At 68.4% G+C, this 26,943-nt stretch carries 29 protein-coding genes; 11 read left to right on the plus strand and 18 right to left on the minus strand.

Annotation, left to right across the window (positions count from 1 at the left end; translation table 11 throughout):
• Nucleotides 1-17: 17 nt before the first annotated feature.
• A complete protein-coding gene (locus FOE78_RS16425; RefSeq protein WP_210414625.1) occupies nt 18-569 on the plus strand; it encodes an SRPBCC domain-containing protein in 552 nt (183 codons plus the stop codon).
• Here the strand turns inward: FOE78_RS16425 and FOE78_RS16430 are convergent.
• From FOE78_RS16430 to steA, 6 genes are read right to left on the minus strand one after another with little or no spacing between them, the layout of a single operon-like run.
• The gene (locus FOE78_RS16430) at nt 542-2,041 is read right to left on the minus strand and encodes a glycosyltransferase 87 family protein (RefSeq protein ID WP_143987258.1); all 1,500 of its coding nucleotides are present in this window, start codon (nt 2,039-2,041) and stop codon (nt 542-544) included. The two genes, FOE78_RS16425 and FOE78_RS16430, sit on opposite strands and share 28 nt — an antisense overlap.
• A complete protein-coding gene (locus FOE78_RS16435) occupies nt 2,038-3,168 on the minus strand; it encodes a glycosyltransferase family 4 protein (protein ID WP_143987259.1) in 1,131 nt (376 codons plus the stop codon). Before FOE78_RS16435 ends, FOE78_RS16430 begins: the two co-directional genes overlap by 4 nt.
• Complete coding sequence (gene murJ / locus FOE78_RS16440) at nt 3,155-4,780, minus strand: murein biosynthesis integral membrane protein MurJ (RefSeq protein WP_143987260.1); 1,626 nt, start codon at nt 4,778-4,780, stop codon at nt 3,155-3,157. Before murJ ends, FOE78_RS16435 begins: the two co-directional genes overlap by 14 nt.
• Nucleotides 4,770-5,669, minus strand: a complete 900-nt coding sequence (locus FOE78_RS16445; protein ID WP_210414626.1) for a hypothetical protein — start codon at nt 5,667-5,669, stop codon at nt 4,770-4,772. Before FOE78_RS16445 ends, murJ begins: the two co-directional genes overlap by 11 nt.
• Entirely contained in the window at nt 5,666-6,583 is a 918-nt protein-coding gene (locus FOE78_RS16450; RefSeq protein WP_143987261.1) for a copper transporter, read from the minus strand. Before FOE78_RS16450 ends, FOE78_RS16445 begins: the two co-directional genes overlap by 4 nt.
• Entirely contained in the window at nt 6,580-7,779 is a 1,200-nt protein-coding gene (gene steA / locus FOE78_RS16455; RefSeq protein ID WP_143987262.1) for a putative cytokinetic ring protein SteA, read from the minus strand. The genes FOE78_RS16450 and steA overlap by 4 nt, the downstream gene beginning before the upstream one ends.
• Before the next feature lie 456 nt (nt 7,780-8,235).
• Here steA and FOE78_RS16460 point away from each other — a divergent pair, with 456 nt between their 5' ends.
• On the plus strand, nt 8,236-9,285 hold the full coding sequence (locus tag FOE78_RS16460) for a glycoside hydrolase family 172 protein (protein ID WP_143987263.1): 1,050 nt from the start codon (nt 8,236-8,238) through the stop codon (nt 9,283-9,285).
• Here FOE78_RS16460 and recN read toward each other — a convergent pair.
• From recN to FOE78_RS16495, 7 genes are read right to left on the minus strand one after another with little or no spacing between them, the layout of a single operon-like run.
• Entirely contained in the window at nt 9,270-10,976 is a 1,707-nt protein-coding gene (gene recN / locus FOE78_RS16465) for a DNA repair protein RecN (RefSeq protein ID WP_143987264.1), read from the minus strand. The genes FOE78_RS16460 and recN overlap by 16 nt on opposite strands.
• Nucleotides 10,976-12,001, minus strand: coding sequence for an NAD kinase (locus FOE78_RS16470; RefSeq protein ID WP_143987265.1), 1,026 nt, complete (start codon nt 11,999-12,001; stop codon nt 10,976-10,978). Before FOE78_RS16470 ends, recN begins: the two co-directional genes overlap by 1 nt.
• A 36-nt stretch (nt 12,002-12,037) precedes the next feature.
• Nucleotides 12,038-12,820, minus strand: a complete 783-nt coding sequence (locus FOE78_RS16475; protein WP_143987266.1) for a TlyA family RNA methyltransferase — start codon at nt 12,818-12,820, stop codon at nt 12,038-12,040.
• Nucleotides 12,817-13,005 (minus strand): hypothetical protein, encoded by a 189-nt coding sequence (locus FOE78_RS16480; RefSeq protein ID WP_143987267.1) that lies wholly within the window; start codon nt 13,003-13,005, stop codon nt 12,817-12,819. Before FOE78_RS16480 ends, FOE78_RS16475 begins: the two co-directional genes overlap by 4 nt.
• The gene (locus FOE78_RS16485) at nt 13,002-13,289 is read right to left on the minus strand and encodes a hypothetical protein (RefSeq protein ID WP_143987268.1); all 288 of its coding nucleotides are present in this window, start codon (nt 13,287-13,289) and stop codon (nt 13,002-13,004) included. Before FOE78_RS16485 ends, FOE78_RS16480 begins: the two co-directional genes overlap by 4 nt.
• A gap of 21 nt (nt 13,290-13,310) precedes the next feature.
• Entirely contained in the window at nt 13,311-14,324 is a 1,014-nt protein-coding gene (locus FOE78_RS16490; protein ID WP_228265859.1) for an HAD-IIA family hydrolase, read from the minus strand.
• On the minus strand, nt 14,314-15,135 hold the full coding sequence (locus FOE78_RS16495) for a tetratricopeptide repeat protein (protein ID WP_143987270.1): 822 nt from the start codon (nt 15,133-15,135) through the stop codon (nt 14,314-14,316). The genes FOE78_RS16490 and FOE78_RS16495 overlap by 11 nt, the downstream gene beginning before the upstream one ends.
• 57 nt (nt 15,136-15,192) lie before the next feature.
• Between FOE78_RS16495 and FOE78_RS23655 the strand changes: the two genes are divergently transcribed.
• Complete coding sequence (locus FOE78_RS23655) at nt 15,193-15,798, plus strand: hypothetical protein (protein WP_168207551.1); 606 nt, start codon at nt 15,193-15,195, stop codon at nt 15,796-15,798.
• 262 nt (nt 15,799-16,060) lie between these two features.
• On the opposite strand, the gene FOE78_RS23660 is transcribed toward FOE78_RS23655, so the two are convergent.
• Nucleotides 16,061-16,651: a histidine phosphatase family protein gene (locus FOE78_RS23660; RefSeq protein WP_168207552.1), complete on the minus strand. Its 591-nt coding sequence runs from the start codon at nt 16,649-16,651 to the stop codon at nt 16,061-16,063.
• Between the two features lie 99 nt (nt 16,652-16,750).
• On the opposite strand from FOE78_RS23660, the gene FOE78_RS23665 reads away from it, so the two are divergent.
• Nucleotides 16,751-16,942 carry a hypothetical protein gene (locus tag FOE78_RS23665; RefSeq protein ID WP_168207553.1) on the plus strand — a complete coding sequence of 64 codons (192 nt, stop codon included), beginning with the start codon at nt 16,751-16,753 and terminating at the stop codon, nt 16,940-16,942.
• 56 nt (nt 16,943-16,998) lie between these two features.
• On the opposite strand, the gene FOE78_RS16510 is transcribed toward FOE78_RS23665, so the two are convergent.
• Nucleotides 16,999-17,817 carry a DeoR/GlpR family DNA-binding transcription regulator gene (locus FOE78_RS16510; RefSeq protein WP_168207554.1) on the minus strand — a complete coding sequence of 273 codons (819 nt, stop codon included), beginning with the start codon at nt 17,815-17,817 and terminating at the stop codon, nt 16,999-17,001.
• 244 nt (nt 17,818-18,061) lie between these two features.
• Here FOE78_RS16510 and FOE78_RS16515 point away from each other — a divergent pair, with 244 nt between their 5' ends.
• Genes FOE78_RS16515 through xylB form a run of 5 tightly spaced genes read left to right on the plus strand, consistent with a single transcriptional unit; the run spans nt 18,062 to nt 23,558 of the window.
• Nucleotides 18,062-19,456: an ABC transporter substrate-binding protein gene (locus FOE78_RS16515; protein WP_143987273.1), complete on the plus strand. Its 1,395-nt coding sequence runs from the start codon at nt 18,062-18,064 to the stop codon at nt 19,454-19,456.
• Nucleotides 19,453-20,412 carry a carbohydrate ABC transporter permease gene (locus tag FOE78_RS16520; protein ID WP_228265860.1) on the plus strand — a complete coding sequence of 320 codons (960 nt, stop codon included), beginning with the start codon at nt 19,453-19,455 and terminating at the stop codon, nt 20,410-20,412. Before FOE78_RS16515 ends, FOE78_RS16520 begins: the two co-directional genes overlap by 4 nt.
• Nucleotides 20,409-21,299, plus strand: coding sequence for a carbohydrate ABC transporter permease (locus FOE78_RS16525; protein WP_143987274.1), 891 nt, complete (start codon nt 20,409-20,411; stop codon nt 21,297-21,299). Before FOE78_RS16520 ends, FOE78_RS16525 begins: the two co-directional genes overlap by 4 nt.
• 32 nt (nt 21,300-21,331) lie before the next feature.
• The gene (locus FOE78_RS16530; protein WP_168207555.1) at nt 21,332-22,147 is read left to right on the plus strand and encodes a DeoR/GlpR family DNA-binding transcription regulator; all 816 of its coding nucleotides are present in this window, start codon (nt 21,332-21,334) and stop codon (nt 22,145-22,147) included.
• A 16-nt stretch (nt 22,148-22,163) separates the two neighbouring features.
• The gene (xylB, locus tag FOE78_RS16535; RefSeq protein ID WP_143987276.1) at nt 22,164-23,558 is read left to right on the plus strand and encodes a xylulokinase; all 1,395 of its coding nucleotides are present in this window, start codon (nt 22,164-22,166) and stop codon (nt 23,556-23,558) included.
• Here the strand turns inward: xylB and FOE78_RS16540 are convergent.
• Nucleotides 23,515-23,928, minus strand: coding sequence for a helix-turn-helix transcriptional regulator (locus FOE78_RS16540; protein WP_143988863.1), 414 nt, complete (start codon nt 23,926-23,928; stop codon nt 23,515-23,517). The genes xylB and FOE78_RS16540 overlap by 44 nt on opposite strands.
• A 120-nt stretch (nt 23,929-24,048) precedes the next feature.
• Nucleotides 24,049-24,459 carry a VOC family protein gene (locus tag FOE78_RS16545; RefSeq protein WP_143987277.1) on the minus strand — a complete coding sequence of 137 codons (411 nt, stop codon included), beginning with the start codon at nt 24,457-24,459 and terminating at the stop codon, nt 24,049-24,051.
• Between the two features lie 121 nt (nt 24,460-24,580).
• Here FOE78_RS16545 and FOE78_RS16550 point away from each other — a divergent pair, with 121 nt between their 5' ends.
• Complete coding sequence (locus tag FOE78_RS16550; RefSeq protein ID WP_210414627.1) at nt 24,581-25,072, plus strand: beta-class carbonic anhydrase; 492 nt, start codon at nt 24,581-24,583, stop codon at nt 25,070-25,072.
• A gap of 45 nt (nt 25,073-25,117) precedes the next feature.
• On the opposite strand, the gene FOE78_RS16555 is transcribed toward FOE78_RS16550, so the two are convergent.
• On the minus strand, nt 25,118-25,993 hold the full coding sequence (locus FOE78_RS16555; protein ID WP_143987278.1) for an NAD(P)H-binding protein: 876 nt from the start codon (nt 25,991-25,993) through the stop codon (nt 25,118-25,120).
• Nucleotides 25,994-26,062: 69 nt separating this feature from the next.
• On the opposite strand from FOE78_RS16555, the gene FOE78_RS16560 reads away from it, so the two are divergent.
• Nucleotides 26,063-26,866 carry a LysR family transcriptional regulator gene (locus FOE78_RS16560; RefSeq protein ID WP_143987279.1) on the plus strand — a complete coding sequence of 268 codons (804 nt, stop codon included), beginning with the start codon at nt 26,063-26,065 and terminating at the stop codon, nt 26,864-26,866.
• Nucleotides 26,867-26,943: the final 77 nt, after the last annotated feature.

Below are 26,943 nucleotides of genomic sequence, written 5' to 3' on the forward strand. Positions count from 1 at the left end.
CAACGAAGGAAGGCGAGATGACCAAGCAAACCGCGGACGACGACGTTCGCATCATCGGAAGTCTCCGATCGGCCGCCGGTCGTGGCGTGGTACGGATCGAGGACGTCTACCCCACCGACATCAAGGACCTGTGGTCGGCGATCACCGATCCGGACCGGCTCGCCCGCTGGTACGGCGAGGTCGAGGGCGAGCTGCGGATCGGCGGCGCATACCGGATCCATCTGGAGGGACCTGGGCTGTACGGCGCCGGCCGGATCGAGGTCTGTGACCCGCCGCGCCGGCTGCGGGTGGTGAGCACCGAGACCGACGAGTCGTGGCGGCTGGGCGATGCCCTGCCCGACTTCGACGACTCCATCGACGCCACGTTGGCCGCCGACGGTGACCGAACCAGGCTCGTGATCGAGGCGACGGGCATGCCGCTGGACAAGATCGCGTTCTACGGAGCCGGCTGGCAGCTGCACGCCGAGCACCTGGCCGACTACCTGCTCGGCCGCGAACCCATCGCCGAACCGATCCGGTTCGAGGAGCTACTGCCCAGCTATCAGCGGTTGGCCGCAGACCTCGGTTGAGCACGATCGGCGCGCTGCCGTACGCCCGGCCGGCAGAACCAGAACACCGCGATCAGCAGCAACATCCCGACCGCCGGAGCGATGCCGTTGCGGACCACATCGGTCAGCAGCTGAGCGTCCGGCGGTAGCGCCACGGCCGCGCCGGGCAGGTAGGCGCAGACCAGCAGCGGCGTACGGATGCTCATCAGCCGCTCGGCCGGGCCGGCGGTGATCAGCAGCGCCACCGGCGCCCAGGCGGCGATGTCGTACCAGGGCAGCGAATACGCCGCGGTCAGCACCCAGGCAACCGTCAGCGCCGCCGCGGCCAGGCCGGCTCGGGCGACGAAGTCACCGCCCGGCGGCGCGGTCGCGGTCAGCCGGCGGTAGAGCAGTACGGCGATGATCACCAGCAGCAGCCAGCTCAAGATCACGATCACGCGCAGCCCCAGGTCTGCGCCCAGCCACGCCGCCAGCGGATAGAGCAGCAGCCGCAGCGGCCCGGCCGAGGAATACCGGCCGCCGGCCTGCAGCGTCGAGGAGACCGCGTCCAGGCCGACCAGCAGGTAGCCGACCACACCGACGACGGCGCCGCCGGCCAACACGATCAGCAGCCGGCGCGGCTTGCGGAACAGCACCAGCACCATCGCCAGCACGAACAGTCCGAAGGTCAACTTGACCGCGCAGGCCAGCCCGAGCAGGACACCGGCGACCGGCCACCACCGGCGGCCACCGGCGTACAGCGCGGCGACGGCGAACACCACGCCGAGGGTGTCCACGTGGCCGGAGTTGACGCCGACGAACAGCAGCACCGGATTGATCGTCCAGAGCAGCGCGACCCGGACCTGTCGGGCCGGGTCTCCGGCGACCATCCGCCGCAGCAGCATCCCGGTGATCAGGTACGCCGCCGCGCACATCGCGGTCAGCACGAACACGGTGGCATGCACTGAGGAGCCGCCGATCACCGACGCCAGCCACTGCGTCGCGGTGGCGACCGGACCGTACACCGAGGTGGTGTCGGTCCACCGCAGCCCCTGGGTCGCCAGCCCGATCGGATCCCCGCGGTCGATCAGCAGCTGGGCGGTGTCGCGGTACGGATCGGCGCCGAGGGCGGTCAACCTGCCGTACACCGCGTAGAAGAGCACGTCGGTCGAGCCCATCGGCGGTACCGCGATCATCGCCAACGTCGCCACCGCCCCGGCCCAGGTCAGCCGGCCGACCGGCGGCCGCCAGCCTCGTGCGACACAGCGCATCCCCCAGCCGAGGCCCGCCATCGATAGCAGCATGGCCAGCATCAGCAGCACCGTCACCAGCAGCGGGGACGGATTCAGTCCTAAGGCGTACGGCGGCAGCCAACCGGGTCCGCCGGGCAGCTTGGCCTGGGCCGCCGATGGTCCGAGCAGCCCGGTCAGCAACACCAACACGATCGCGGTTCCCAGCACCGCCAGCGCGATGTTGCCAGCACGCCGAACCGGCACGGCGTCGCCGACGGTCATGAATCGGGCCCACGCGAGGCCGACCCGGGGAACCGGGGAGGCCGACCGCACTGCCCGGTCCGGACGGATCGCTCGCGGTCCCGGACCTGCCGATAGCGATCGGCGAGCTCGACCGCGATCTCCTGCTGGCCGGGCCAGCCGGCGGCCCGCCGCAACCCCGCAGCTGCCAGTCCGGCCCGGGCAACGGGATCCGCGGCGAGCCGACGGATCTTCTCGGCGGCGCCGGCCGGATCGTCGGGCCGGATCCACGCCACCGCGTCCCCGAGCAGCGCCCGATTGCCGCCGACGTCGGTGATGACCAGCCCGACGCCGGCCTGCAGGGTCTCCTGGACAGCCAGCGAGGATCCTTCCCAGGTCGAGGTGTTCAGCGCCAGGTCAGCGGCGCCGAGCAGGTCGGGGATGTCGTCGCGATGGCCGAGCAGCCTGACCGGTAGCTGTTCGGCGTTGATCCGCTGCTGCAGCATCGGACGCTCCGGACCGTCGCCGACGATCAGATACCGGGGACTGCCGGGCCCGGTGCCGGTCCGGGACGCGATGTCCAGCAGCAGGCCGAGATTCTTCTGCGGGGCCAACCGCGCCACGGTGATGACCAGGACGTCGGACCCGGCCACGCCGAGCCGGTCGCGTACCGGATCACGATCCTGAGTCGCCGCCGCCAACTGGGCCGCCGGAACCGGCAGCAGCTCAGCCGATGCGCCGAGCCTCCGGGCAGCCTGCACGAGATCCGGACTGACACCGAGCACCAGCGTCGAGCCGGCTGCGCTGATCAGCCGCAGGGTCGCGCCGACCAGGCGGGCGGCGCCGGCAGCCGCAATGTCGTTGTGCCAGGTCGTGACCATCGGCACCCGGCTGCTCCGGACGATCGGTGCAGACAACGCCGATGCCTTGTACCCATGAGAATGCACGATGTCGGCGCTCCGGATCCCCGACAGCCTGGACAACGGCGCGACCGGCACGCCGACAGCGGCCAGTGGCCCGGTCGCAACGTCGGCCGGACACCAGATCCGGATGGTCAGGCCGAGTTCGGCCAACCGGGGCACCACGGCTGCGACGTGACCGCCGATGCCTCCGGCGGTCCCGGTCAGCACCATGGCGACACGGAACGGTCCCCGGTCAGTTCGACTCATCGGTCCTCCCCTGGTGCCGAAGGGCCAGCAGCCCGGACCAGGAGCGTCGGTCCAGCAACCGGATCCCCAACGCGAACAGCAGCGTGCAGATCACCGCCGCTCCGACAGCGCCCAGCGCCGATCCGACGATGCCGGCCTGCCCGAGCCGGCGTCCTGCCACAGCGACCAGGGCGCCGGCAGCCAGACCGATCGGGATACCACGCAGCAGCGGCCGGGCCAGTCCGAGGCGTGGACGTTCCGGCCAATCCGTGAGAATCAGCGCCCATCCGACCACCGCCCCGACCACCATCCCGAGCGAGTTGGCCATCGCGATCCCGGTCACCACCTGGTCGGGAGCAGCCAGCAGGCCGACCAGCACTACCCCGATGATCACCACGGCCCAGCCGATCACGTTGGTCAGTCCGGCGCGACGGGCGCGACGCTCGGCGTACAGAGTCCGGGTGGCCAGGCCCATCAGCGCGAAACCGACCACCGCCGGGGCGTAACCGATGATCGGCCAGGCCAGCGAACCGACCTGCGCCGAACCCGGTCCGAGCACCAGCAGCCGGGCCACCGGGACCGCATCGGCGATCAGCAACCCGGCACCGAGGGCCGACAAGGTGCACAGGGGGGGACCGATCCGCGACAGCACCTCTGCCACAGCCCGGAATCCGTCCACCGACGCCGCGCTCAATCGCGGAAAGATCATCTGCAACAGCGGACTGACCAGCACGGCGAACGGCAACAGGTAGACGGCATTGGCCCAGGTTGCCCTGGTCCAGGCGCCCGGCACAGCAGACTGTTTGGCGGCCAGAACGCCGGCCATCACACTGAGCTGCTGGATGATCAGGCCGGCCACGCTCGCTCCGGCGATGGCGCTGATCACACCGAGGACCCCGGCGGGGAACCGAACGGTGGGACGCAGTCGGAGCCTGAGACGCAGCAGCGGAACAAAAGTGACCGACGCCAATACCAGAACACCGGCTGTGGTGCCCCAGCCGAGCACATCGAGGGCTCGGGTCTGCAGCAGCGCCGGATCGTCCCGGCCTCCCGGGTCGGCGATCAGGCCGAAGACGATGTAGGTGCTGATCACGGTCGCGCTGGAAGCCAGCGGCGCCGCGGCGGCGGCCACGAATCGCCGGTGGGCCTGCAAGACGCCCGCGCTGACCACGGCCAGCCCGTACAGCCAGATCTGCGGCCCGAAGATCACCAGCAGGGACGCGGCGGAGTCGACCGCACCGGCGCACCGGGACTGGACGAATCCCTCGGCGTAGACCTGCGCCAGCACCATCGCCCCCAGTGCGAACGGGGTCAGCAGAATCAACGTCCAGCACAGGATCGCCGATGCGGTCCGGCTCGCCTCCCCGTCACGGCCCTGACTCAACTGGCGGCTGATCACCGGCACCACCACGCTGGCCAGAACACCGCCGGCGGCGATCTCGAAGAGCACATTCGGCAGCTGGTTGGCCGAGTTGTACGCGTCCCCCAGACAGGTGTCGCCGACGGTCTTGGAGAACACCAGCCAACGGCCGAAGCCGACGATCCGCGACGCCAGCGTCAGCGCCGCCACGCCGGCCGCGACCTGAGCGAACCGGCCACGACCGCGAACCCGGCCGGGCGCGCTAGCGCTCATCCGGCGACTCTTCAATCCCGGGACCTTCGACCTCGGGACCGTAGCTCGTCGTGCCGTGCGGCAGCGGGCGGCCGAGTTCGTCGAGTGTGCTGAGCACCGGGCTGTTCTCGATCACCCGGGTGAAGCTGACCCGTTCGCTGGCCAGATTCAGCCCGACCACCCCGGCCAACGCGAGCAACCGCACAGGCATCGGCAGCCGGGTGGCCGAGGCCGCGAGTCCGGCGCCGAGGGCGTTGGCGCCGCAGTCCCCCAGCATCGACCGGCCGTCGAGATCGGCCGGCAGCACGCCGGCGGCACTGCCCACCACCGGCGTCGCACCGGCGGGCAGGCCGAGCCCGATGATCACCTTGGCAGCCCGTCCGGGACGGAGATCAAGAAGATTGGTCAGGTTGGCGGTACCGGCGATCAACGCGGTGTTGATCATGATGTCGGCAACCCGCCCGGCCCCGCGCCGCGGGCCGGGGTCGATCACCGATGCGGCCAGTGCGGACAATCCGATCCCGGACAGTTTGATCATCCCGGAGGTGATCTGGCCCCGGCGCAGCGCGCCGAGGTGCCCGCGGAATCCCTTGGCCTGTGTGGATCCGGCCAGATCGTCGTACGCTCCGACGATCGCCGATCCGGCGACCGCAACGCTCCGGGCAGCCGTCGTCCGCGGGCTGATGGCACCACCGGCGACCGCCTGCTGACCCAACAGTCCGGCCAGCGCACCGGCTGCTGCGGCCGGCCCCTCGAGCAGCGTCACCGAAACGCCGGCGTGGTTGGTCCGCTGCCAACGTTGGGGTGCCGCGGCCAGACCGGCGCGGTTGATCGCGTACGAGACAGCGGCGCCGACCGCGCCGCCGACGGCCACGGCCAAGCGACGTCGCTGCCTGTCTGCAGATCTCATCGAACCGGAAGCTCCGGCGCCGGGGAGTCGGCGTTGCTGGCGCCGTAGTGGCCCTGGTGGCCGTCGAGCTGTTCCCGTCCGGCCATGATCACCGTCGTGACGCCGCTGCGCAGATCGGCCACGTCGACGGTGCTGAGCACGGTCCGGCTGTCCGGATCGGTGCGTACGGTGGCGACGTCCGTGCCGTCGGTGCCGGTGCTGTTCGGACCCGCGATCACCGTCCCGGCGGCGCGGCTGTCCAGGGCAAGATCGAACTGGACGTGTCGTTCCAGCCGCTGCCCGTCGATCGGCGGATCGCTGGCCGCCGCGGTGACCACGATCGCCAGCTGGGCGGTCTGATCGTCGGACCGGTCGAGCTTGATCAACTGCCCGTTCAGGGTGTCACCGATCTCCTTGGCCTGCTGGTCGGTGACACCGCTCTGCGGTGCCAGCACGGCCCGGCCGACCAGGGTGCCCACCTGCGCGGCCAGCGAGTCGTCGGCCGAGTACTCCTTGCTGTACGGCTCGATCACCTTCTTCACCTGATCGCTCTTCTCCGGATCGAACACGTCGGCCGAGACGCTGGTGGTCGAAGCCACCGTGCCACCGGCGTCCTTGATCGCCTGCTTCAGATCCGAGACCGTGGCGCCGGGTGCGTTCGGCATGCTGATCAACGCCACCGAGCTACCGGCCAGCATGCCGGCGGTGAGCTGGGTCCCGACCTGTGCGGCGTATGCGTCGCGATACTTGTCCAACTCCTTGGTCTGGGCGAGCTGCTCGCGATAGGTCTGCACCTGTTTGCGGTCCTGTTCGGCCTGCGCGGCCAGGCCCTTGTTGGCCTCGCCGCTGACCAGCGTCACGCCCATGGTGATGCCGACGGCCAGCGCAAGGAACACCGCCATCAACGAGACGATGTGGTAGCGGAAGTTGATCAAGTGAACAGTTCCTTCAGCCAGTAGACGACGTCGTTCCAGCGGGCCAGCAGCAGGTCGCCGACCTGCCGGCCGAAGTTGGTGAACGCCATGGCGGTGACCAGGGCGAGCAACGCGGACAACACCAGCAACACGATGTGCCAGCCCTTGACCTCGCTGCGATAGATCCTCGACACGCCCTTGGCGTCGACCAGCTTGGGGCCCACCCGCAGCCGGGTCAGGAAGGTCGATGCCATTCCTGATCGGCCCTTGTCCAGGAACTCCACCAGGGAGGCGTGGGTTCCCACCGCGACGATCAACTGAGCGCCCTTGGAGTCGGCCAGCAACATCGCCGCGTCCTCGCTGGTGCCGAGCACCGGAAACACCACCGCCTCCAGGCCGAGCTTCTTGATCCGTTCCAGACCGGGAGCGCGGCCGTCGCGATAGGCGTGCACCACCAGTTCGGCGCCGCAGTTGAGGGCGGCGTCGCTGCAGGAGTCCATGTCGCCGAGGATGATGTCGGGCGCGTAGCCGTTCTCCAGCAGGGCGTCCGCACCGCCGTCGACCCCGATCAGCAGCGGCCGGCGCTCGGAGATGTAGGAGCGCAACGCGATCAGGTCGTCGCGATAGTCGTAGCCGCGAACGACGATGAGCACGTGCCGGCCCTCGAAGGAGGTCTTCACCTGGGGGACGCCGACGCCCTCCAGCAGCAGGTCCTTCTCCTCCCGCAGATAGCTCATCGTGTTCTCGGTGAACGCGATGATCTGATCGCTCAGCCCGGTCTGTGCCTGGCTCAGTTGCCGGTCCAGAGCCTGCCGGTCCATCAACTCTCCGCGGCCGACGACGGCGTCGTGCTCGTCCAGGATCTCGCCGTCGTTCAGCCGGATCTGGTCACCTTCGGTGAGTACGGCGAACAGGTCCTTGGCTTCCTCGTCGGCAGGTACCGCGCGGTCGATCAGCTCGATCCCGGCATCGAGCAGGATCTGCGGGCCGAAGTTGGGATAGCGACCGGACACTGAGCCGGCGATGTTGATCACCGCGCTGACCTGGCACTCCACCAGCGCCTCGGCGCTGACCCGGTCCAGATCGGCATGGTCGATCACCGCGATCTCGCCGGGCTTGAGCCGCTTGGTCAGGTTCTTCGTACGCCGGTCCAGGCGCACGACTCCCCCGGATTCGGCGGACTGCGCCCGACGGCGCAAGACAGAGGGAACCTTCATCGCGCCCCCATCATTCCAGGCTTTTGATTACGTCCGGTTTGTGCCGCTGCCGCGGCCCGGGTGCTGTAGGTCACTCCGGGGGTCGACTACCGGAGCCCGCACCCCCGGGCGTGGGCACCTCCATAGATGCGTCGCCGCGCACCCTCCGCTGCGCTGCGGGCGCGGTCTCGCGCTGGGGCGCTCGACGGGCGTGCATAGGTTGCGTTTGCGCGGAGACTCTGTGCCTTCGGTTGCCTGTCGTGGCGCGGCGGATCCTCGCATCGGTCTTGAGGTTGTCGCCGGACTCTCGCCAAGGGCCCTGAGCCTGTCGAAGGGCATGAACCGCACGCGACCGCCCAACCCGACCGGAGGGCCCTGAGCTTGTCGAAGGGCCTGGTACCGCACCACCGCTGGCATTGGCTCTGCGGGACGCGATAGCGTGAGCGGCTGCCATTCCGACTCGTCGAGGAGCCTTGCATGACCGACATTGCCGCGCTGCGCAGCAGCACCACGCGTTCGATCTCGCCGGAGAATTTCACCGGGGCCAAGGGGGCCGGCGCGATGGCGACCGAGGGCACCGGGGCGCAGGCGGCCCGCGACCTCGGCAAGGGCTGGAAGGTGTCGCCGTCGGTCCGGATCAAGGCACACGAGACCTTCGACTTGGCCAACATCGACGGCCCCGGGCGGATCACCCACATCTGGCTGACCACCCACACCGACAACTGGCGCACGCTGGCCCTGCGCGCCTTCTGGGACGGCTCCGACGAGCCGGCGATCGAGACTCCGGTCGGTGACTTCTTCGTCAGCGGTTGGGGCCGTTTCGCCCAGGTCTCCTCGCAGATGATCGCGGCCAACCCCAACGGCGGCTTCAACTCGTACTGGCCGATGCCGTTTCGATCCTCCGCCCGGCTGACCCTGGAAAACCTGTCCGAGACCGACGTGATCGTCTACTTCCAGATCACCTACGAGGTCGACGTCGATGTCGCCGACGCGGGGTACCTGCACGCCCAGTTCCGCCGCAGCAATCCGCTGCCGGCCCGGCAAACTCACCCGATCCTCGACCGGATCGAGGGCCGCGGCCACTACGTCGGCACCTATCTGGCCTGGGGCGTGAACTCACCCGGCTGGTGGGGCGAGGGCGAGATCAAGTTCTACCTCGACGGCGACGACGAGTTCCCGACCATCGCCGGCACCGGCACCGAGGACTACTTCGGCGGGGCGTGGAATTTCGACGTCCCCGGCCACGGTTACACCGCCTTCAGCACGCCCTACCTGGGACTGCCGCAGATTCTTCCGCCCGACGGCCTGTACGCCAGTCAGCACCGCTTCGGCATGTATCGCTGGCACGTGCCGGACCCGGTCACCTTCACCGAGGACCTGCGGGTCGACATCCAGGCGCTGGGCTGGATGTCGGGCGGCCGTTACAAGCCGCTCACCGACGACATCGCCTCCACCTGCTGGTTCTACCTGGACCGCCCGTCGGCCGCGCGGCCGGACTTCCCGCATCCCGATCAGCTGGAGGTCTGACCTCGGGTCTGGCCGGCCTCGGCGAGGAGTTCCTCGGCGTGAGCGATCGAGCTCTCGGTCTGCTCCAGGCCGGCCATCATCCGAGCCAGCTCCGCCGATCGTGCGCCGTCGATCACTCGGGTCACCCCGCTGGTGGTGACCTGACCGTCGTCGGATTTCGCCACCACGTAATGCCGATCGGCGAAGGCTGCCACCTGCGCCAGATGGGTCACAACAATCACTTGTGAGTGGTCGGCCAACCGCGCCAGCCGCCGGCCGATCTCCACCGCCACCTTGCCACCGACGCCGGCGTCGACCTCGTCGAACACGAACGTGCCGCCGTCACCGTTGCCGGCCAGCACGACCTCCAGCGCCAGCCGGACCCGGGACAACTCGCCGCCGGAGGCGACCCGGGCCAGATTGCGCGGTTCGCTGCCGGGGTTGGCACTGAACAGCAACTCCACCTGATCACGCCCGTACGGACCGTAGTCGGCGGCGGACAGCGCGAACTCCAGCCGGGCGTGCGGCATCGCCAACGCGGCCAACTCGGTCAGCACCTGCTTGATCAACTTCTGCGCCGCGGTCCGTCGCAGCTTGGTGATCTTGGTCGCCTGCTCGTCCAGCCGAACGTCCAACTCGGCGATCCGATTCTCCAACTGGCCGATCCGGTCGTCGCCGGTCTCCAACTCGGCCAGTTGCCGGGCGGCGTCGGCTCCCCAGGCCAGCACCTCGTCCACGCTGCTGCCGTACTTGCGGGTCAGCCCTGCCAACTGGGAACGCCGTTCGGCGATCAGCTCCAGCCGGCCCGGCTCGGACTCCAACCCGTCCAGATAACGACTCAGGTCGGCGGCCGCGTCGGTGAGCAGATAGCTCACCTCGGCCACTCGTTGCGCCAGCTCGGCCGCGTCCGGGTCCAGCTCGGCCAGTTGCTCGGTGGCCTTGCGCGCCCGGCCGATCGCCGACAACGCACCCGAGTCGCCGGCCGGATCGTCGTCGTCGCCGGTGATCGCCACCATCGCGGTGGTGGCGGCCAGCCGAAGATCATCTGCGGCCTGCAGCCGGGTGGCCTCTGTGGCGAGCGCCTGATCCTCGCCCGGCTGCGGCTCGACGGCGGAGATCTCGTCCAGCCCGAATTTGAGCAGGTCGATCTCGCGGGCCCGTTGCTGCGCGTTGCGCCGCAACTCGTCCAGTTCGGCGACCGCGGCCCGACGCTCGGCGTAGTCGTGCCCGTACGAGGTCAGCAGCTTGGCCAACTTCGCCCCGGCGAAGCGGTCCAGGATCTCCCGCTGCCGGTCCGAGCGACCGAGCCGGATCTGCTCCGACTGGCCGTGCACCGTGACCAGTTCGCCGGTGACCTCGCCGCACAGCGTGGCCGGCACCTGAGCGCCGCCGAGGTAGGCCCGGCTGCGACCGGCCGCGGTCAGATGCCGTGCCACCAGCAATTCGTCATCCTCGACCCGGCCGCCGGCCTCCGCCACCGCCGCGGCCAGCTCCTGGTCGGCGACGCGGAACACTCCCTCGACCCGAGCCCGCTCGGCGCCGGCTCGGATCGCTCCGGTGTCGGCCTTGCCGCCGAGCAGCAGGTCGATCCCGCTGACGATCATCGTCTTGCCCGCACCGGTCTCGCCGGTCACCACGGTCAGCCCTGGGTCCAACTCCAGCGTCGCCTCGCTGATCACCCCCAGGTCGGAGATCCGCAGTTCGGAGAGCATCAGTCCTCCCCGCGCGACTGCCGGTGCCTGGCTTCCGCACCGCCGCGCCAGCCCGCCACGGGCAAGCCGAACTTGTGCACCAGCCGGTCTGTGAAGGGCGCCTCGGACAGCCGGGCGAGCCGGAGTCGATGCCTGCCCTGCACCACCTCGACCCGCATCCCGCGCTTCAGCACGGTCGATCGGCGGCCGTCGCACCAGACCACGGCCTCCGGCGCCATCCCGTCCAACATCTCCACCAGCACCCGCGACCGGGGGCTCAGCACCATCGGCCGCGCGAACAAGGCATGTGCGCTCAGCGGCAGCACCTGCATCGCGTCCACCCCGGGCCAGATCACCGGCCCGCCGGCGGAGAACGCGTACGCGGTGGAGCCGGTCGGGGTGGACACCAGCACCCCGTCACACGACCACCGAGACAGCGGCCGGCCGTCGATCTCGACCATCAGGTCGAGCATCCGCTCCCGGGCCGCCTTCTCGATCGTCACCTCGTTGATCGCGAACGAACTCCACTCCACCCGCTCGGCACCGGACGGATCGAGCGGCGACAGAATCCGGACGTCGATGGTGGACCGCTCCTCCACCCGGAAACTGCGGTTGACGACGGTCTCGACGATCAGGTCGATCTCGCTGGACTCGGCCTCGGCCAGGAAGCCGACGTGGCCCAGATTCACCCCGAGCAGCGGCACGTCGGAGGCCAGCACCCACTCCGCGCCGCGCAGGATGGTGCCGTCACCGCCGAGCACCACCAGCAACTCGATCTGCGGCACCTCGGGCGTGTCCAGGCCGATGATCGGATCGGCCTCCGGCAGCATCTCGATGGACGGATCGGATCGGGACAGCTTGAGATGGGCGATGTCGGCCGACGGCAGCACGCAGACGATGCCGGCGGCGGACAGACCGTTGATCAGCCGGCTGGCCGCCTTGACCGCCTCGTCGCGCCCGGTGTGGGTGAGCACGGCGACCCGCCGGATGCCGCTCCTGGCGGTCGGCGCCTCCTGCTCAGCTCTGCCCAACACGGGTGACAGCATAAGGCGTGGCTCGGACACCGCCTGCGGGCCGCAGGATCAGCGGCCGGCGGGGTCCTGATCGAACAAGCCGTCGATGACTCCGGGCGCCGGCGGACGCGATGCGAAGCAGACGAAGTACTCCACGTTGCCGGCCGGTCCCGGCAGGCGGCTGCGGGCCGCTGCTTGCGGATGCCAGCCGATGGTCGCGGCCGCCTCAACGACGGCTTGTACCCCGGCTCGTCGCAGCGCATCGGTGCGCACCACGCCGCCCTTGCCGAGACGTTCCCGGCCGACCTCGAACTGCGGTTTGATCATGGTCAACAGCCGTCCGCCCGATCCGATCACGGAGGTCAGCGGGCCGAGCAGCAGCGTCAGCGAGATGAACGACACGTCGGCCACCACCAGCTCGACCGGCCGGCGGTCGAGCAGGTCGAGATCAAGATCACGCAGGTTGTGACCCTCGTACGGGATCACCCGCGGATCCTGCCGCAGCAACGGATGCAGTTGATCATGTCCGACGTCGATCGCGATCACCTCGGCGCTGCCGCGTTCCAGCAGCACCTGAGTGAATCCGCCGGTGGAGGCGCCGGCGTCCAGCACCCGGGCGGGCACGCTGAGGCCGAGATCGTCAAGCGCGCCGATCAGCTTGTACGCGGCCCGGGACACGTACGGATCGTGTTCGGTGAGCTCGAGTTGATCATGCTCGGCGATCTGCTGGGACGCCTTGCCGGCAACCGATCCGTTCACCAGCACCAGGCGTTGATCGATCAGTTCCCGAGCGTGGCTGCGGGATCGGGCGAGTCCTCGGGCAGCCAGCTCGACATCCAGCCTGCTGATCAGGCGCCGCCCTGGTCGGCGGAATGTTCGGCGTTGAGGGCCCGATGCAACTCCTCGTGCACGCGGGCCAGCCGATCATGATGCTCGTCGAGCGGGCTGGATGCCAACCCAGGAAGGGATTCCAGTGCCTGATCGACCGCGAGCTCGCCGGTGTGCGGCGGCTCCGGTGCGGCAGTCGGCTCGCTCATGCTGCTCCCTTGCTGTGGTGGTGTGCCTTCTTGGATTGTGCCTTCTTGCGTTGGGCTTTCTTGCGTTGGGCCTTCTTCAGCTGCGTCAGTTCGGCGCGCAAACCGGCCACCTCATCGCGCAGCCCCGCGACCTCCCCGCGCAGCTGATCGACGTCGGCGATCCGGGCCAGGCCGAGCCGCACCAGCGACTTCTCCAGCTCGGCGCCGACGCTGCGCTGCAACAACTCCCGATTCGCCTTCTGGGCGGCGATCAGCTCCTCGGCCAAGGCTGCCAGGTTGGTCATCAGAGGTCCTCCCAACCTCGGTCAGTGGTGCGAATCCAGCCGATTGCTCAGCCGGCCGGCCAACTCCAGGCCGGACACCGGGAGATCCGCGTCGGCACACTGCCACAGCAGTTTGGCCGCTGCCCAGATCGCGTCCAGCAACTCGTCGTCGGCCGGCTCACGGGACAGCCGCAGCTGCTGCTGCCGGTCGATCGAGGCCTCGATGTCGCCGACCGCGACCTTGTCCTCGCCGGTCTGCTCGGCCACGCGTTCGGCCAGCAGCAGGTCGGCGACGCTGGCGCCGAGATGGGTCGGTCGTTCGATGCCCATCGCGGAGAACAACTGCACCGGTCCGTGCGATCCGGTGAGCACCAGCAGGCTGTCGATGTCCAGATTTCCGGCACCGGCGATGTCGGTGTCGATCCGGTCGCCGACGAAGATCGGCCGATCCGCCTTGAGCCGTCGTACGGTCTCCTCCATCAACGGCCGGTAGGGCTTGCCGGCGACCACCGGATCGACCTCGACAGCCGCGCGCACGGCCGCCACAGCGGCACCGTTGCCGGGCACCAGGCCCCGCTCGGTCGGCCGAGTCGGATCGGTGTTGGTGGCCACCCAGAAGGCGCCTTGCCGAATGGCCAGCGCGGCCTCGGTGATCGCCTGCCAGCTCAGGTCGGGGTGGTATCCCTGGATCACCGCGACCGGATGATCATCGGCACTGTCGACCCTGACCAGGCCGGCCTCGTCCAGTGCGGTCTGCAGCCCGTCGCCGCCGACGGCGAGCACCCGTGCACCGGGACCGAAGCGATCCAGCAGTTCCCGGGCGCCCGCCTGCGCCGATGTGACGACATCGCTTTCCTCACAGGCGATGCCGAAGCCGCGAAGCTGGTCGACCACGGCGGCCGGGGTGCGGGCCGCGTTGTTGGTGACGTAGCCGATGCGTACGCCGTGATCATGCAGCCGGTCGAGAGCCTCCGCCGCTCCGGGCACCGGCTGCGGGCCGAGGTAGATCACCCCGTCAAGATCGAAAAGAGCGGAGTCGTAGCGATCAATCAGCACGCGGTTCTCCTTCGTCGGATCCGCCGTCATCCTCGTCGCCGGTCGAATCGAGGTCGTCGTCACTGTCGTGGTCGCTGTCATCGTCACCGTCGTCGCTGTCGTCGAAGGTGATCTGCAGCCCGTTCAGCTGATCCAACCGCTCCTGCGCATCGGTGGCCCCGTCATCGTCGAGTTCGACAGCGCGGGCGAACGCCCGTTGCGCGCCGACGGGATCCTCCAGGTCGAGCAGGACGTCAGCCAACGCGTACTGCAGTCGGGCCACCGGCAGACGCATCGACGGGTCGGCTGCCTGCCTGCCCAGTCCGGCCAGGGTGGCCCGCATCAGCCGGGCGGCCTCGGCGGTCTGACCTTGATCATGTCGGGCACCGGCTTCGACGATCCGCAACTCGATCGAGGAAGCCGGATCCATCGGCTGCCCTGCTGCCTCCTTGATCAACCGCAACGCCTGCTGCGGCCGGCCCAGGGCCCGCTCGCAGTCGGCCATCACCGGCAGGTAGTCGGCCGAGCCGGTCATCCGTCGCAGCGCCCGATACTCGCCCAGCGCGACGTCGAACTTCCCTGCTGCATAAGCGGTTTCGGCCGCTCCCTCACGTACGATGGGCAGCCGGGCGGCGCGTCGGCGGGCGGCCTCGGCGTGGGCGTACGCGCGTTCCGGATCGGTGTCGATCAGTTCTCCGGCCAGCAACAGATGGCCGGCGACGATCTCGGCCAGGTCCTTCGGCAGGCTGCGCAGCTCGGCCCGTACGCTTCGGTCCAGCTTGCGGATGTCGGTGCCTTCGGGGATGTGCGGCTCGTCCGGCTTGGCTTCCAATCCCGGCGGGATCCGGCGCTCCTCACGATCGGCGTCCCCGCGGCCACGGTGATCGCGATGATCATGGCGCTGTTGATCATGACGTTGTTCACGACCCCGATCATCGCGCCCACGATAGTCGCGACCACGTTGATCACGACCGCGATCACCACCGCCACGATAGTCACGACCACGTTGATCACGACCACGTTGATCACGACCACGATCCTCACGACCGCGATCACCACCGCCACGATAGTCACGACCACGTTGATCACGACCACGTTGATCACGACCACGATCATCACGACCACGATCATCACGACCACGTTGATCTTGGTTCGGTGGCTCGGTGCGACGCTGGTTGCGATCCTGGGCTCGGTAGCCGCCGGCGCGTTCGCCGCGGCCGGTCCGTCGGTCGTCGGAGTACCTGGCCGGTCGCTGTTGATCATCGCGACCGCGGCTGTCGCGTCCGCTTGGCTGCTGATCACGATCACGACGCCGCCAGTCATCGCGACCGGATTGATCCCGCTCCTGACTGCGCCGCTGACCTGCCGGCCGTCGGCCCTCGAACTTGCCGCTGCCGCCGCTCCGCGCCGACGAGGACGCGCCGCGGCCTCCGGACGCGCCACGATCACGGTTCGGTCCGCCACGACCGGTCGACGACCCACCGCGACCGGCTGACGAACCACCTCGACGATCCTGACCGTCGCGGCCCGAGCTTGCCCGGCCGGAAGCGCTGCCGCGCGATCCCCCTCGACCGGAACCGGATCGTCCGCTGCCCGCGGAGCCGCCACCGGTACGCCGCTGGCCTCCGCTGCCCCGGCCACGTGGTGGCCGTCCGGGAGAGGAGGAATCGTCACCGGAGCCGTACCGCTTCTCGTTCACCGGGCAATCTTCCGCCACCGGAGCACACCAGGACAAACCGACCGGCCGCGTACCGACGTCAGGTGGTCGCCAATTCCTCCACCAGCCGCTTTGCCGGATCCACCCGGAAGACCACGTGGTGCGGTTGCTGCACGGACAGTGCGACCTCCGGCGTGGTCATGATCAGATTCTTGAGCAGCATCCGGCCGATCATCTCGTGCGAGACGATCAACGGTCGACGGGTGCCGAGCTCGGCAATCAACTCCAGGGCCGCCGCGGCCCGTATCTCGGCGTCGGCGTAGCTCTCGCCGGCAGGGAATCGCCAGCGGTACTTGTCCGACCGGCGCCGTTCCAGCGCACCGGGGAACCGAACGTCGACCTCCGGCGTGGTCAGCCCGGCCATCGCTCCATGATCAACTTCGGCCAACTCGTCGACGATCTGGACGCTCTGCCCCAGCGCATCAGCAGATGGTTTTGCCGTTGTCCGAGCTCGACCGATCGGACTGCTGGCAACGAGGTCAACCTCCAGACTTTTCGCCAGCGCCGCCAGGTCGGCGGCGTGCTGTCGTCCGGCCGCGGTCAGCGGGGAGTCCAGGCCGCCCTGCCGGCGGCCCTGCTGATTCCACTCCGTCTGCCCGTGCCGGGCCAGGTACACCACCTCGAAGGTCACGTCTGCATCCAACCAGGTCGGCGCCGCGGTCCGCCCTGTTTCGGGGCCGAACCCGGCTGCTTGCCGATAGGCTGCGGCCTGATTGCCACGTTCTGCTATTTGATCATCGGTGCCGCCGGCACCGTGGTCGCGGACGGTTCCGGCGACGTCATCGGCGTGACCGGTTTCGTCTTCGCCCTCGCCATCGGTGTCTACTACACGTTCTGGATGGCACTCATCCTGTCCCTCTCCTCGCTCGCCACCCTCAGACGACTCGCGACCGGCCCTCGGCAGTTCTCGTGGCGCAGCTAGTGGCCGAGGACGGCGGCCAAACGCGCCACACCTCGCTCGCCTGCAGCTGAGACAAGTCAGGTGATGTCGTCCTGGTCGACGACGTGGACTTCCGGGCCGGCGACGCGGAGGTCGGCGACGGTCTCGGGTGCCGCGGCGGGGTCGGTGATGATCTTGTCCGCCTCATTGACGGATGCGAAGCTGCAAAAGGAATTCCGGCCGATGCGGGCGGACACGACGGGAACCAGACGGCGGCGGGCGCACAACAGCATGGCGCGCTTGACCGCTGCCTCCTCCGGGTTGGTGGTAGTCAGCCCGAGCCCGGGGGTCAGGCCGTTCACCCCGACGATCGCCAGGTCGGCACTGACCGTCTCGAGTCGTCGGGTGGTCCAACCGTCCACCGACGCCTGAGTCAGGCCGCGGATCATGCCCGGCAAGGTCATCACCGTCACCTTGGGCCGACCGGCCAGCAGTGCCGCAGCGGGAAGATTGTTGGTGACCACGACCAGCGGCAGGTCCGTCGGCATTCGCTCGGCCACCACGTAGGTCAGTGACCCGGAGTCCAGCACGACCACACCTTCGGCCGGCAGTTCCTTGATCACGGCGTCGGCAATCGCCCGCTTCTCCGCGGCCTGGTCGGCGTGCCGTGCCGCCAACGCCCGTTCGAAGGGCAACGACTCCACCAACTCCGCACCACCGCGTACTCGGCGGAGCAGACCTCGACGTTCCAGCAGATCAAGATCACGACGGACGGTCTCGGCACCCACCCGCAGTCGATCCGCGATCGCGCCGACACTCACCCGACGTCCCTCGGCCAGCAGCAGCTCGGTGATCGCCTGCTGCCGCTGCGGCGGATACATCGCGCCGCCGCGGGGGATTGTCGGTGTCGACACCATCGCCCGCTCCGTCCGTCGGATTTGCGAGCAAGCGTACGACAGTTCATCACACTCGGGCATCAAGATGCCGCAACCGGGCAACATTTTCGACCAAAATCGGCACCAAACACTCTGGACCGGGCATCGGTCGATGCAGTACTGTCCGGATCGCAGGCGTTCCAAGACCGGGCTCAACCTCGGTCGGCAGGGTGCGATCCCTGCTCGTCTGTGCACTGGATGCGACTCAGCGACGAGAGGGGCGACCATGCACACCATTCGGGGTACCGGCCACAACCGGCGGCGCGCGAGAGCGGGGCTGACCGCTCTGGTCGCCGTACTCTTCCTGGCGCTGACGGTCTCCGGCTGTGCCGGCTTCGGCAACCTCGGCAACAAGCCCGGCGTCACCACCATCACCCTGGCCAGCGTCAACAACCCGCAGATGCAGGATCTGGCCCAGTTGCTGCCGGAGTTCACCAAAGAGCATCCCGACATCAAGGTCAACGTGATCATGATGGAGGAAAATGATCTTCGCAACGCCACCACCAAGGACGTCGCCACCAAGGGCGGACAGTACGACGTGATGACGGTCGGCAACTACGAGGTGCCGATCTGGGGCCAGAACAAGTGGCTGGACGACCTCACCGATCTCGCCAACTCCGACAGCAGCTACGACGTCAACGACTTCTTCGCACCGGTCCGACAGAGCGTCAGCTACAACAACCACTTGTATGCAATGCCGTTCTACGGCGAGTCCTCGTTCCTGATGTATCGCAAGGATCTCTTCGCCCAGGCCGGACTGACCATGCCGGATCATCCGACCTGGCAGCAGGTCGCCGAACTGGCGAACAAGATCAAGAACCCGGACCAGGATCGAGCCGGGATCTGCCTGCGTGGCAAGCCCGGCTGGGGCGAGATGTTCGCTCCCCTGACCACGGTGGTGAACACCTTCGGCGGCCAGTGGTACAACATGAAATGGGATGCCCAGGTGGACCAGCCCGGCTTCACCGACGCGGTCAACTTCTACGTCAACACGATCAAGAGCTCCGGGGAGCGCGACCCCGCGTCGTTCGGTTTCACCGAGTGCCTGAACCTGTTCCAGCAGGGTCGTGCCGCGATGTGGTACGACGCCACCTCGGCCGCCGGCACGCTGGAGGCCAAGGGCAGCCCGGTGGCCGGCAAGGTCGGCTACGTCGCCGCCCCGGTGAACAAGACGAAGTCCTCCGGCTGGCTGTGGTCCTGGAACCTCGGCATCAACGCAGAATCCCAACACCAGAAGGCAGCCTGGGAATTCGTCAAGTGGGCCACCTCGAAGCAGTACGAGGACCTGGTCGGCCAGCAGCTCGGCTGGACCAGGGTGCCGCCCGGCACCCGGCAGTCGCTCTACGACAACCCGAAGTACCAACAGGCCAGCAGCGCCTTCGCCGACATCACCGCCGAGACGATGAAGTCGGTCAACCCCAAGCAGCCGGGCGTCGACCCGCAGCCCTGGACCGGAATCCAGTTCGTCGGTATCCCCGAATTCCAGGACGTCGGCAACCAGACCTCGCAGCAGATCGCCAACACCTTCTCCGGCGGCCAGACGGTCCAGCAGGCCTTGGCGAAGGGACAGAAGATCGCCCAGGTCGCCGGCGACATCCAGAAGAAGGAGGCATCCAAGTGAGCACCGCAGCCGCCGCCTCCGGTGTGGCACCGAGCAAGGCGAAGACGAGGAACGCCACTCCCCCGCTCGGACAGGCCGAGCAGGGTGAACGCAGATTCGGCCGCAAGCTGGTGCTGCCAGCCTTCATCGTGGCGATCGTTGTCACCCAGGCGCCCTTCCTGGTCACCATCTACTACTCATTCCAGAACTGGAATCTGGCCCGGCCGGACGCCAGATCCTTTGCCGGCTTCGACAATTACGTTGCCGTCATCCGCAACGGCGCCTTCCTCCCGGCTCTGCTGAACACGGTGGTGATCGTCGGCTCGTCGGTGATCATCTCGCTGGTGCTCGGTTTGATCTTCGCGATGTTGTTGGATCGCAAGTTCGTCGGCCGGGCCGTCGCCCGGACGTTGTTGATCACTCCGTTCCTGGTGATGCCGGCCGCCTCGGCGTTGATCTGGAAGTGGTCGCTGCTGGACGCCAACGTCGGGATGATCAACTGGGCCTTCGGCCTGGTCGGCATCCCACCGGTGTCCTGGAACACCGACTTCCCCGGCGTCACCATCACCATGGTGCTGACGTGGCAGTACACCCCGTTCATGATGTTGATCTTGCTCGCCGGCCTGCAGTCGCAGTCCGGTGAGGTGCTCGAGGCGGCGCAGGTGGACGGTGCCGGGCCGTTCCGGATCTTCCGGACGATGACCCTGCCGCATCTGCGGACCTACGCGGAGCTGGCCACTCTGCTCGGCACCGTGCTGATGATCCAGGTGTTCGATCCGGTCAACATCATGACCAAGGGCGCCGGTCACTCCAAGACGTTGTCCTACCTGCTCTACGAACGAGCCTTCATCGGCCAGCAGGTGGGCGAGGCGGCGGCGTACGGCGTGGTCACGGTGATCGTCACCTTGGTCGTCTCCACCATCGCGTTGCGCACGATGTTCAGAGTGTTCACCGAGGAAGGAGGTGGCGGACGATGACCGCGACCGCCGAATCGACCCGGCCTGCCACTGCCGCGTCCACCCGAAGGACGTCCGGGACCAGCCGTTTCACCCGCCGCAAGATCGGCGGGGTCGGGATCACCGCACTGACCTGGGTGCTGGTGTTCCTGTTCTTCTTCCCGGTGTTGTGGATGCTGTTCACCAGCTTCAAGACCGAGCAGGCCGCGGCACAGTTCCCGCCGACCTTCATCACCTCGTTGTCCCTGGACCGCTACGCGACCGTGTTCGATCGCGGAATGGGCCTCTATCTGGCCAACTCAGCGGCAGTGTCGATCGGGTCCACGGTCGTGGTGATGCTGCTGGCCATCCCGGCCGCGTACGCGTTGTCGGTGCGCCGGGTGAAACGCTGGCAGGATCTGCTGTTCTTCTTCATCTCCACCAAGTTCATGCCGGTGGCCGCCTCGATCATCCCGGTCTTCCTGCTGCTGCGAGTGATAGGCGGGCTGGACAACCTGTGGACGCTGGGCATCCTCTACCTGGGCATGAATCTGCCGCTGGCGATCTGGATGATGCGATCGTTCTTCGCCGAGGTCCCGTACGCGGTGGTCGAGGCGGCTCAGATCGACGGAGCGTCCTACAACCGTGAATTGTGGCGGGTCTCGTTGCCGATCGTGGCGCCGGGCGCCGCAGCGGCGGCACTGATCTGCTTCATCTTCGCCTGGAACGAGTATTTCCTGGCCAACCTGCTGACCGCCGTGGTCGCTCGGACGACGCCGCCCTTCCTGGGCAGCTTCGTCGACGGTCGCGGGCAGTTCCTGGCGGTGCTGTCGGCGGCGTCCACGATTGCGGTGCTGCCGGTGATCATCGCCGGTTGGGTGGCGCAGAAACGGTTGGTCCGCGGACTGGCGATGGGAGCCGTCAAGTAGCCGGCGCGACGGGCACCGACGGGGAAATGATCATGGAGAAGGCATCGGCCACCGGCCGCGGGCCGGCGCGCGAACGGCACCAGCAGCTCGCCGACTGGCTGCGCGCCGACGGCCGGGTCGAGGTCGTGCAGGCAGCGGCCCGGCTGGGCGTTGCACCCGAGACCGTACGACGCGACCTGCGAGCCATGGAGCAGCACGGCCGACTGGTCCGGGTGCACGGCGGTGCGGTGCCGGTGCAGCCCGCGCCGGCGACTCAGCTGTCCGGACGACCCGGCCCCCGCTACACCGGCTTCGGCCGGCGGCTGTGGCAACAACTGCCGCGGCAGGGCACGCTGCTGATCGGCACCGGCGCACCGGCGCTCGGGCTGGCCGAGGCGATCGCCGCCGACCCGCCGGAATCGGACGGGCTGACCGTGGTGACCAACTTCCTCGACGCCGCGATCGTGTTGTCCCGCAGCCGCAGCCCGCGATCGGCCAATCTGCGCGTCTACAACATCGGCGGCACGGTCAGTCCGCACTCCGGCGGCCAGGAGGGTGACTGGGCGATCTCCGAACTGAACCGGCTGCGTACCGACATCAGCGTGGTCTGCGCGGCCGGGGTGAGCAGCACCGACGGGCTGACCGACCACTCGCCCGCGGGCGCCGCGGTCAGCCGGGCCGAGACCCTGGTCGGCCGTCGGGTGATCGCGATCGCGGACGCCTCGGCGGCCGGCAAGAGCGCCTTCGTCCAGTTCGCTAGCATCGACGAGATCGACGAGCTGGCGTTCGCCGGCGAGGTCGACGACCAGCAGCTGCGTCCGTTCCGCGAACGGGGACTCCCGCTGATGGTCGCACCCGAGGACGACTGAACGGAGAGGCGAACGGATGACGCTGGTGGCCGGCGTGGACAGCTCCACCCAGTCGGTGAAGGTGGTCGTCGCCGACGCCGAGACCGGAGCTGTGGTCAGGTCGGGCCGGGCGTCGCATCCGGACGGCACCGAGGTGTCGGCCGACGCCTGGTGGCGCGCCTATCGAGAGGCGACCGCCGACCCGGCGCTGCTGGCAGGCGTCGAGGCGATCGCGGTCGGCGGCCAGCAGCACGGCATGGTCACCCTGGACGAGAACGACACGCTGGTCCGGGACGCGATGCTGTGGAACGACAACAAGTCCGCCCCGGATGCCGTCGACCTGATCGAGGAACTCGGCGGCCGCGCCGAATGGGCCCGGCAGCTCGGTACGGTTCCGGTCGCCTCGGTGACCGTGACCAAGCTGCGCTGGCTGCGCCGGGTCGAGCCGGCCAACGCCGAGCGCACCCGGACGGTGATGCTGCCGCACGACTATCTGACCTGGAAGCTCGGCGGAGGCTCGTTCGATCCGGTCACCGACCGCGGCGACGCCTCCGGCACCGGCTACTTCGACGCGACCACCAACCGCTATCGGCACGACCTGGTCGAGCTGGCGATCGGCCACGACCTGAATCTCCCCCGCGTCGCCGCGCCGGACGAGATCGTCGGCCGGACCCCGGACGGGATCGCGATAGCGCCCGGCACCGGCGACAACATGGCCGGCGCGTTGGCCCTCGGCGTCGGCAGCGGCGAGGCGATCGTCAGTCTCGGCACCAGCGGCACCGCCTACACCCGGGCGGACCGGCAGAGTCATGAGCCGACCGGCACGGTCTGCGGCTTCGCCGACGCGACCGGACGTTTCCTGCCGCTGGTCTGCACGCTGAACTGCGCCCGCAATCTCGAGGCGACCGCCGCCCTGTTGCGGGTCGATCTGACCGACTTCAGCGCGCTGGCGATGTCCGCACCGGCCGGTGCCGAGGGTCTGACGTTCATGCCGTACCTGGAGGGCGAGCGGACGCCACCGTTGCCGCAGGCGACCGGTGAACTGCTCGGTATCACCCGATCCAACCTGACCCCGGCCAACCTCGCCCGGGCTGCGATCGAGAGCGTGCTGTGGAGTCTCGCGTACGGGATCGAGGTGCTGGCCGAACAGACCACCCCGGTCACGCGCGTCACCCTGACCGGCGGCGCGGCCCAGTCGCCGGCGGTGCAGGCGATCGCTGCAGCCGTGATGGGACGCCCGATCACCGTCACCGAACCGTTCGAAAGCGTCGCCGTCGGTGCCGCTCGGCAGGCCGCGTGGGCACTGACCGGGCAACTGCCGGACTGGAAGGTGCCGGTGACGCGCGAGATCGAGCCGACGGCCGCCGACCTGGAGGCCCATCAGCTGATCAGCGAGCGCTATCGGACGGCGTTGCAGCAGCACTACTCCTGATCGACTGTTCGTCCCGCGGCGTGCCGTTCCTGATCGGCCGCATCACCTGTTTGGCCACGCACGGCGCCACTCCCGCCATCACGCCGGTGGCCTCGACGCGATAACGGCTCGGCGGCATCCCGACCAACTCGGTGAAGCGGGTGCTGAAGGTGCCCAGCGACGAGCAGCCGACGGTGAAGCAGATGTCCGTGACGCTCAGGTCGGTACCGCGCAGCAACGCCATCGCCCGCTCGATCCGCCGGGTCATCAGGTAGGAGTACGGCGATTCCCCGTACGCGCGGCGAAACTCCCGGCTCAGGTGCCCGGCCGACATGCCGACGCCGCGGGCCAGCGACTCGACGTCCAGCGGCTGGGCGTACTCGCGATCCATCCGGTCGCGGACCCGGCGCAGCAGCGCCAAGTCGCGCCGGCGTTGATCAGGTAGACCAGATTTTCCGCGGGCTCCACCCGGTGCACTCCTCACCCGTCAGATCGTGCCACGACCGAGCGATCAGTCCAGCTGTTTGATCCGGATCAGATTGCCGGCCGGGTCGCGGACGGAACAGTCTCGGATCCCGTACGGCTGATCGGTCGGCTCCTGAACCACCTCGGCATCACCGGCCTGCACCTTCTCGAAGGTGGCGTCGAGATCCTTGGTGGCCAGATTGATGCTGGCGAAGGTGCCCTTGGCCATCATGTCGCCGATGGTCCGCCGCTCCTGGTCGGTCAATCCCGGAGTCGCGGCAACGGGGTAGAGCACGATCGCGCTGTCCGGCTGACCTGGCGGGCCGAGGGTCAGCCAGTGCATTCCGCCGTACTCCACGTCGTTCTGCAACTCGAAGCCGAGGGTGTCGCGATAGAACGCCAGCGACGCGTCGGCATCCTCGTGCGGCAACATGCTTTGATGAATGATCAGGTCCATGCCGCTCACGCTAGTCAGCAGCACCGACAGTCGCTTCTCGAATCCTGACCGATCCTGACCGTTGTCCGCCGGATGTCGACCTCGCGGCGGCGGCCGTCGGCCAACTCACTACCATGTCGCCGTGTCTGAGATCGATCATCTTGTCGAAGCCAATCGCGACTACGCCGGACAGTACGAGCCCGGTCTGGCCGGCGCACCGAGTCGCCACGTCGCCATCGTCACCTGCATGGACTGCCGGATCGACCCGGTCCAGGCGCTCGGCGTACACCTCGGTGACGCGAACGTGATCCGCGACGCCGGCGGCCTGGTCACCGAGGACACCATCCGGTCGCTGGCGATCAGTCAGCACAAGCTCGGCACCACCGCGGTGATGATCATCCAGCACACCAAGTGCGGGTTGACCACCTTCAGCGACGTCGAGTTCCGGGCCGAGCTGCAGGCCGCCACCGGGGTCGAGCCGCCGTGGCAGCCGGAACCGTTCGGCGCCAGCGAGGAGAACATCAAGGCCGCGCTGGAACGCATCCGTACCTCGCCGTTCCTGCCGCACCGCGAGGACGTCCGCGGCTTCGTCTTCGACGTTGACACCGGCCTGCTGCACGAAGTCACCGCCTGACACCCACCGACTTGTCAGAAGGTAGTTGCGCTATAGCCCAACTACTCATCGACAACTCGGCTTGAGGACCTCGGTGCACCAGGTGCGAAAACTGGTCGGGGTGGTCGATTCCGGCGTACGAGGCCGGTAGCTGTCCACGCCGTCGTTCTTGGCGATCGCCATCTCGGCCATCGCATCGGCCATCGAGGCGCTGAACCCGAGCTCGAGGAACTGGCCGCGATAGGCCGTGATCGGGACCTGCTGGTAGCGGACCGGGCGGTCCAGTTCCTCCGACATGATCACCGCCATCTCGTCCAGGGTCAGGTCCTGCGGCCCGTACACCGGACGAGCCGCACGGCCGGTCCAACCGCGATCCAGCAGCAACTCGGCCGCGACCGCGGCGATGTCACGGGTGGCGACCATCGGCCGCCGATCCGAACCGGTGCTGGGATCGAAGAAGAAGCCGTGATGCACGATCGGGTCGATCTGGCGAAGCAGGTTGTCCATGAATGTGGGCAGCGCCAGCTCGCGCAGATGCGCTCCGCTGCTCGCCAGCAGATCGGTCATCTCCCAGGCGTTGGAGAGCAGGCCGGCTCGCTCGGTGAAGCCGCGGCCGGCGGCCGAGACGACGACCATTCGGGAGATGCCGTGGGCGGCGATCGCCTCCGCTGCTGGGCGGGTGAAGGCGAGCGTCTCGGCGCGCACATCGAGCGCGTACGGGTCGGCCGGGTACAGCCAGAAGACTGCGTCCGCCCCGCTGAACGCCTTGTCCACCACGGTGGGATCGCCGTGGGAGCCTTCGATGATCTCGGTCCGGCGACGTACCGATTCGGGAAGTTTGGCGGGATCGCGGGCGATCAGCCGGAGTTCTTCGTCGGAGTCGAGAAGGTTGTTGATCAACTGGGAACCGATCTGTCCGGTCGGTGCGGTGATGACGATCATGGAGTCAACCCTGCGTCCCGCCCGGCCGGGCGTCCAATACCTTCCTCCGAAGATTGATACCCTGCAGACATGGATCTCGATCTGCGCAAGCTCCGCTACTTCCGGGCTGTTGCCGAGTTCGGGCATTTCGGCAGAGCGGCCGAGCAACTGTTCATAGCGCAGCCGGTGTTGAGCCGTCAGATCCGTGCCCTGGAACGAGAATTGGGCTGCGAGCTGCTGGCGCGAACAACCCGCTCGGTGAAGCTGACACCGGCCGGAGAACAGCTCTTCGCCGACTCCGCCGGCGTGCTCGCTGCCGCGGACTCTGCCACTCGGCGGGCACACGAGGTGGCGCGCGGACTGACCCGGCTGGTGGTCGGATTCGCACCCGGGCTTCGGGTTTCCGGCGCGGTGCGCGCCTTCGCCGAGGTTGCCCCCGAGGTAGAGATTCGATTGCTGCATCTGAACTGGTACGACCAAGCGGAGGCGGTTCGGGACGGCCGCGCCGACGTCGGCTATCTGCGCCAGCCGTTCGATCCGGACGGACTGCGTACGGTGCCGGTCGGCAGCGATCCGACGGTCGTGTGCCTGCCGGCTCAGCATCGCCTGGCCGGCAGGCGCAGGCTCAAGTCGAACGAGCTGGCCGGCGAGTTGATCTTGGATCCGGCCGCCCGCCGATTCGCCACCATCGAGGAGAAACTCGAACTGATCGCTGCCGGTGAAGGGATTGCGATCCTCCCCCGCAGCGTCGCCCGCTACTACGCCCGGCCCGGGATCGTGCATCGCAGCGTCGTCGACATCGACCCGCTGCCGACTGTGCTTGCCATCGCCACGGACCGCAGACAGCAACACCTGCAGGATTTCCTCGACGTCGCCGCCGACACCCTCAGCTAGCAAGTTGCCTTGTCGAAGGGTCGTGGCTCGACCACGGCTGCTGACCTGTCCGGCCCGGTTCACCACGATTCGCTCAA

The sequence above is a fragment of the Microlunatus elymi genome (assembly GCF_007362775.1).
GTDB classification, from domain to species: Bacteria; Actinomycetota; Actinomycetes; order Propionibacteriales; family Propionibacteriaceae; genus Microlunatus; species Microlunatus elymi.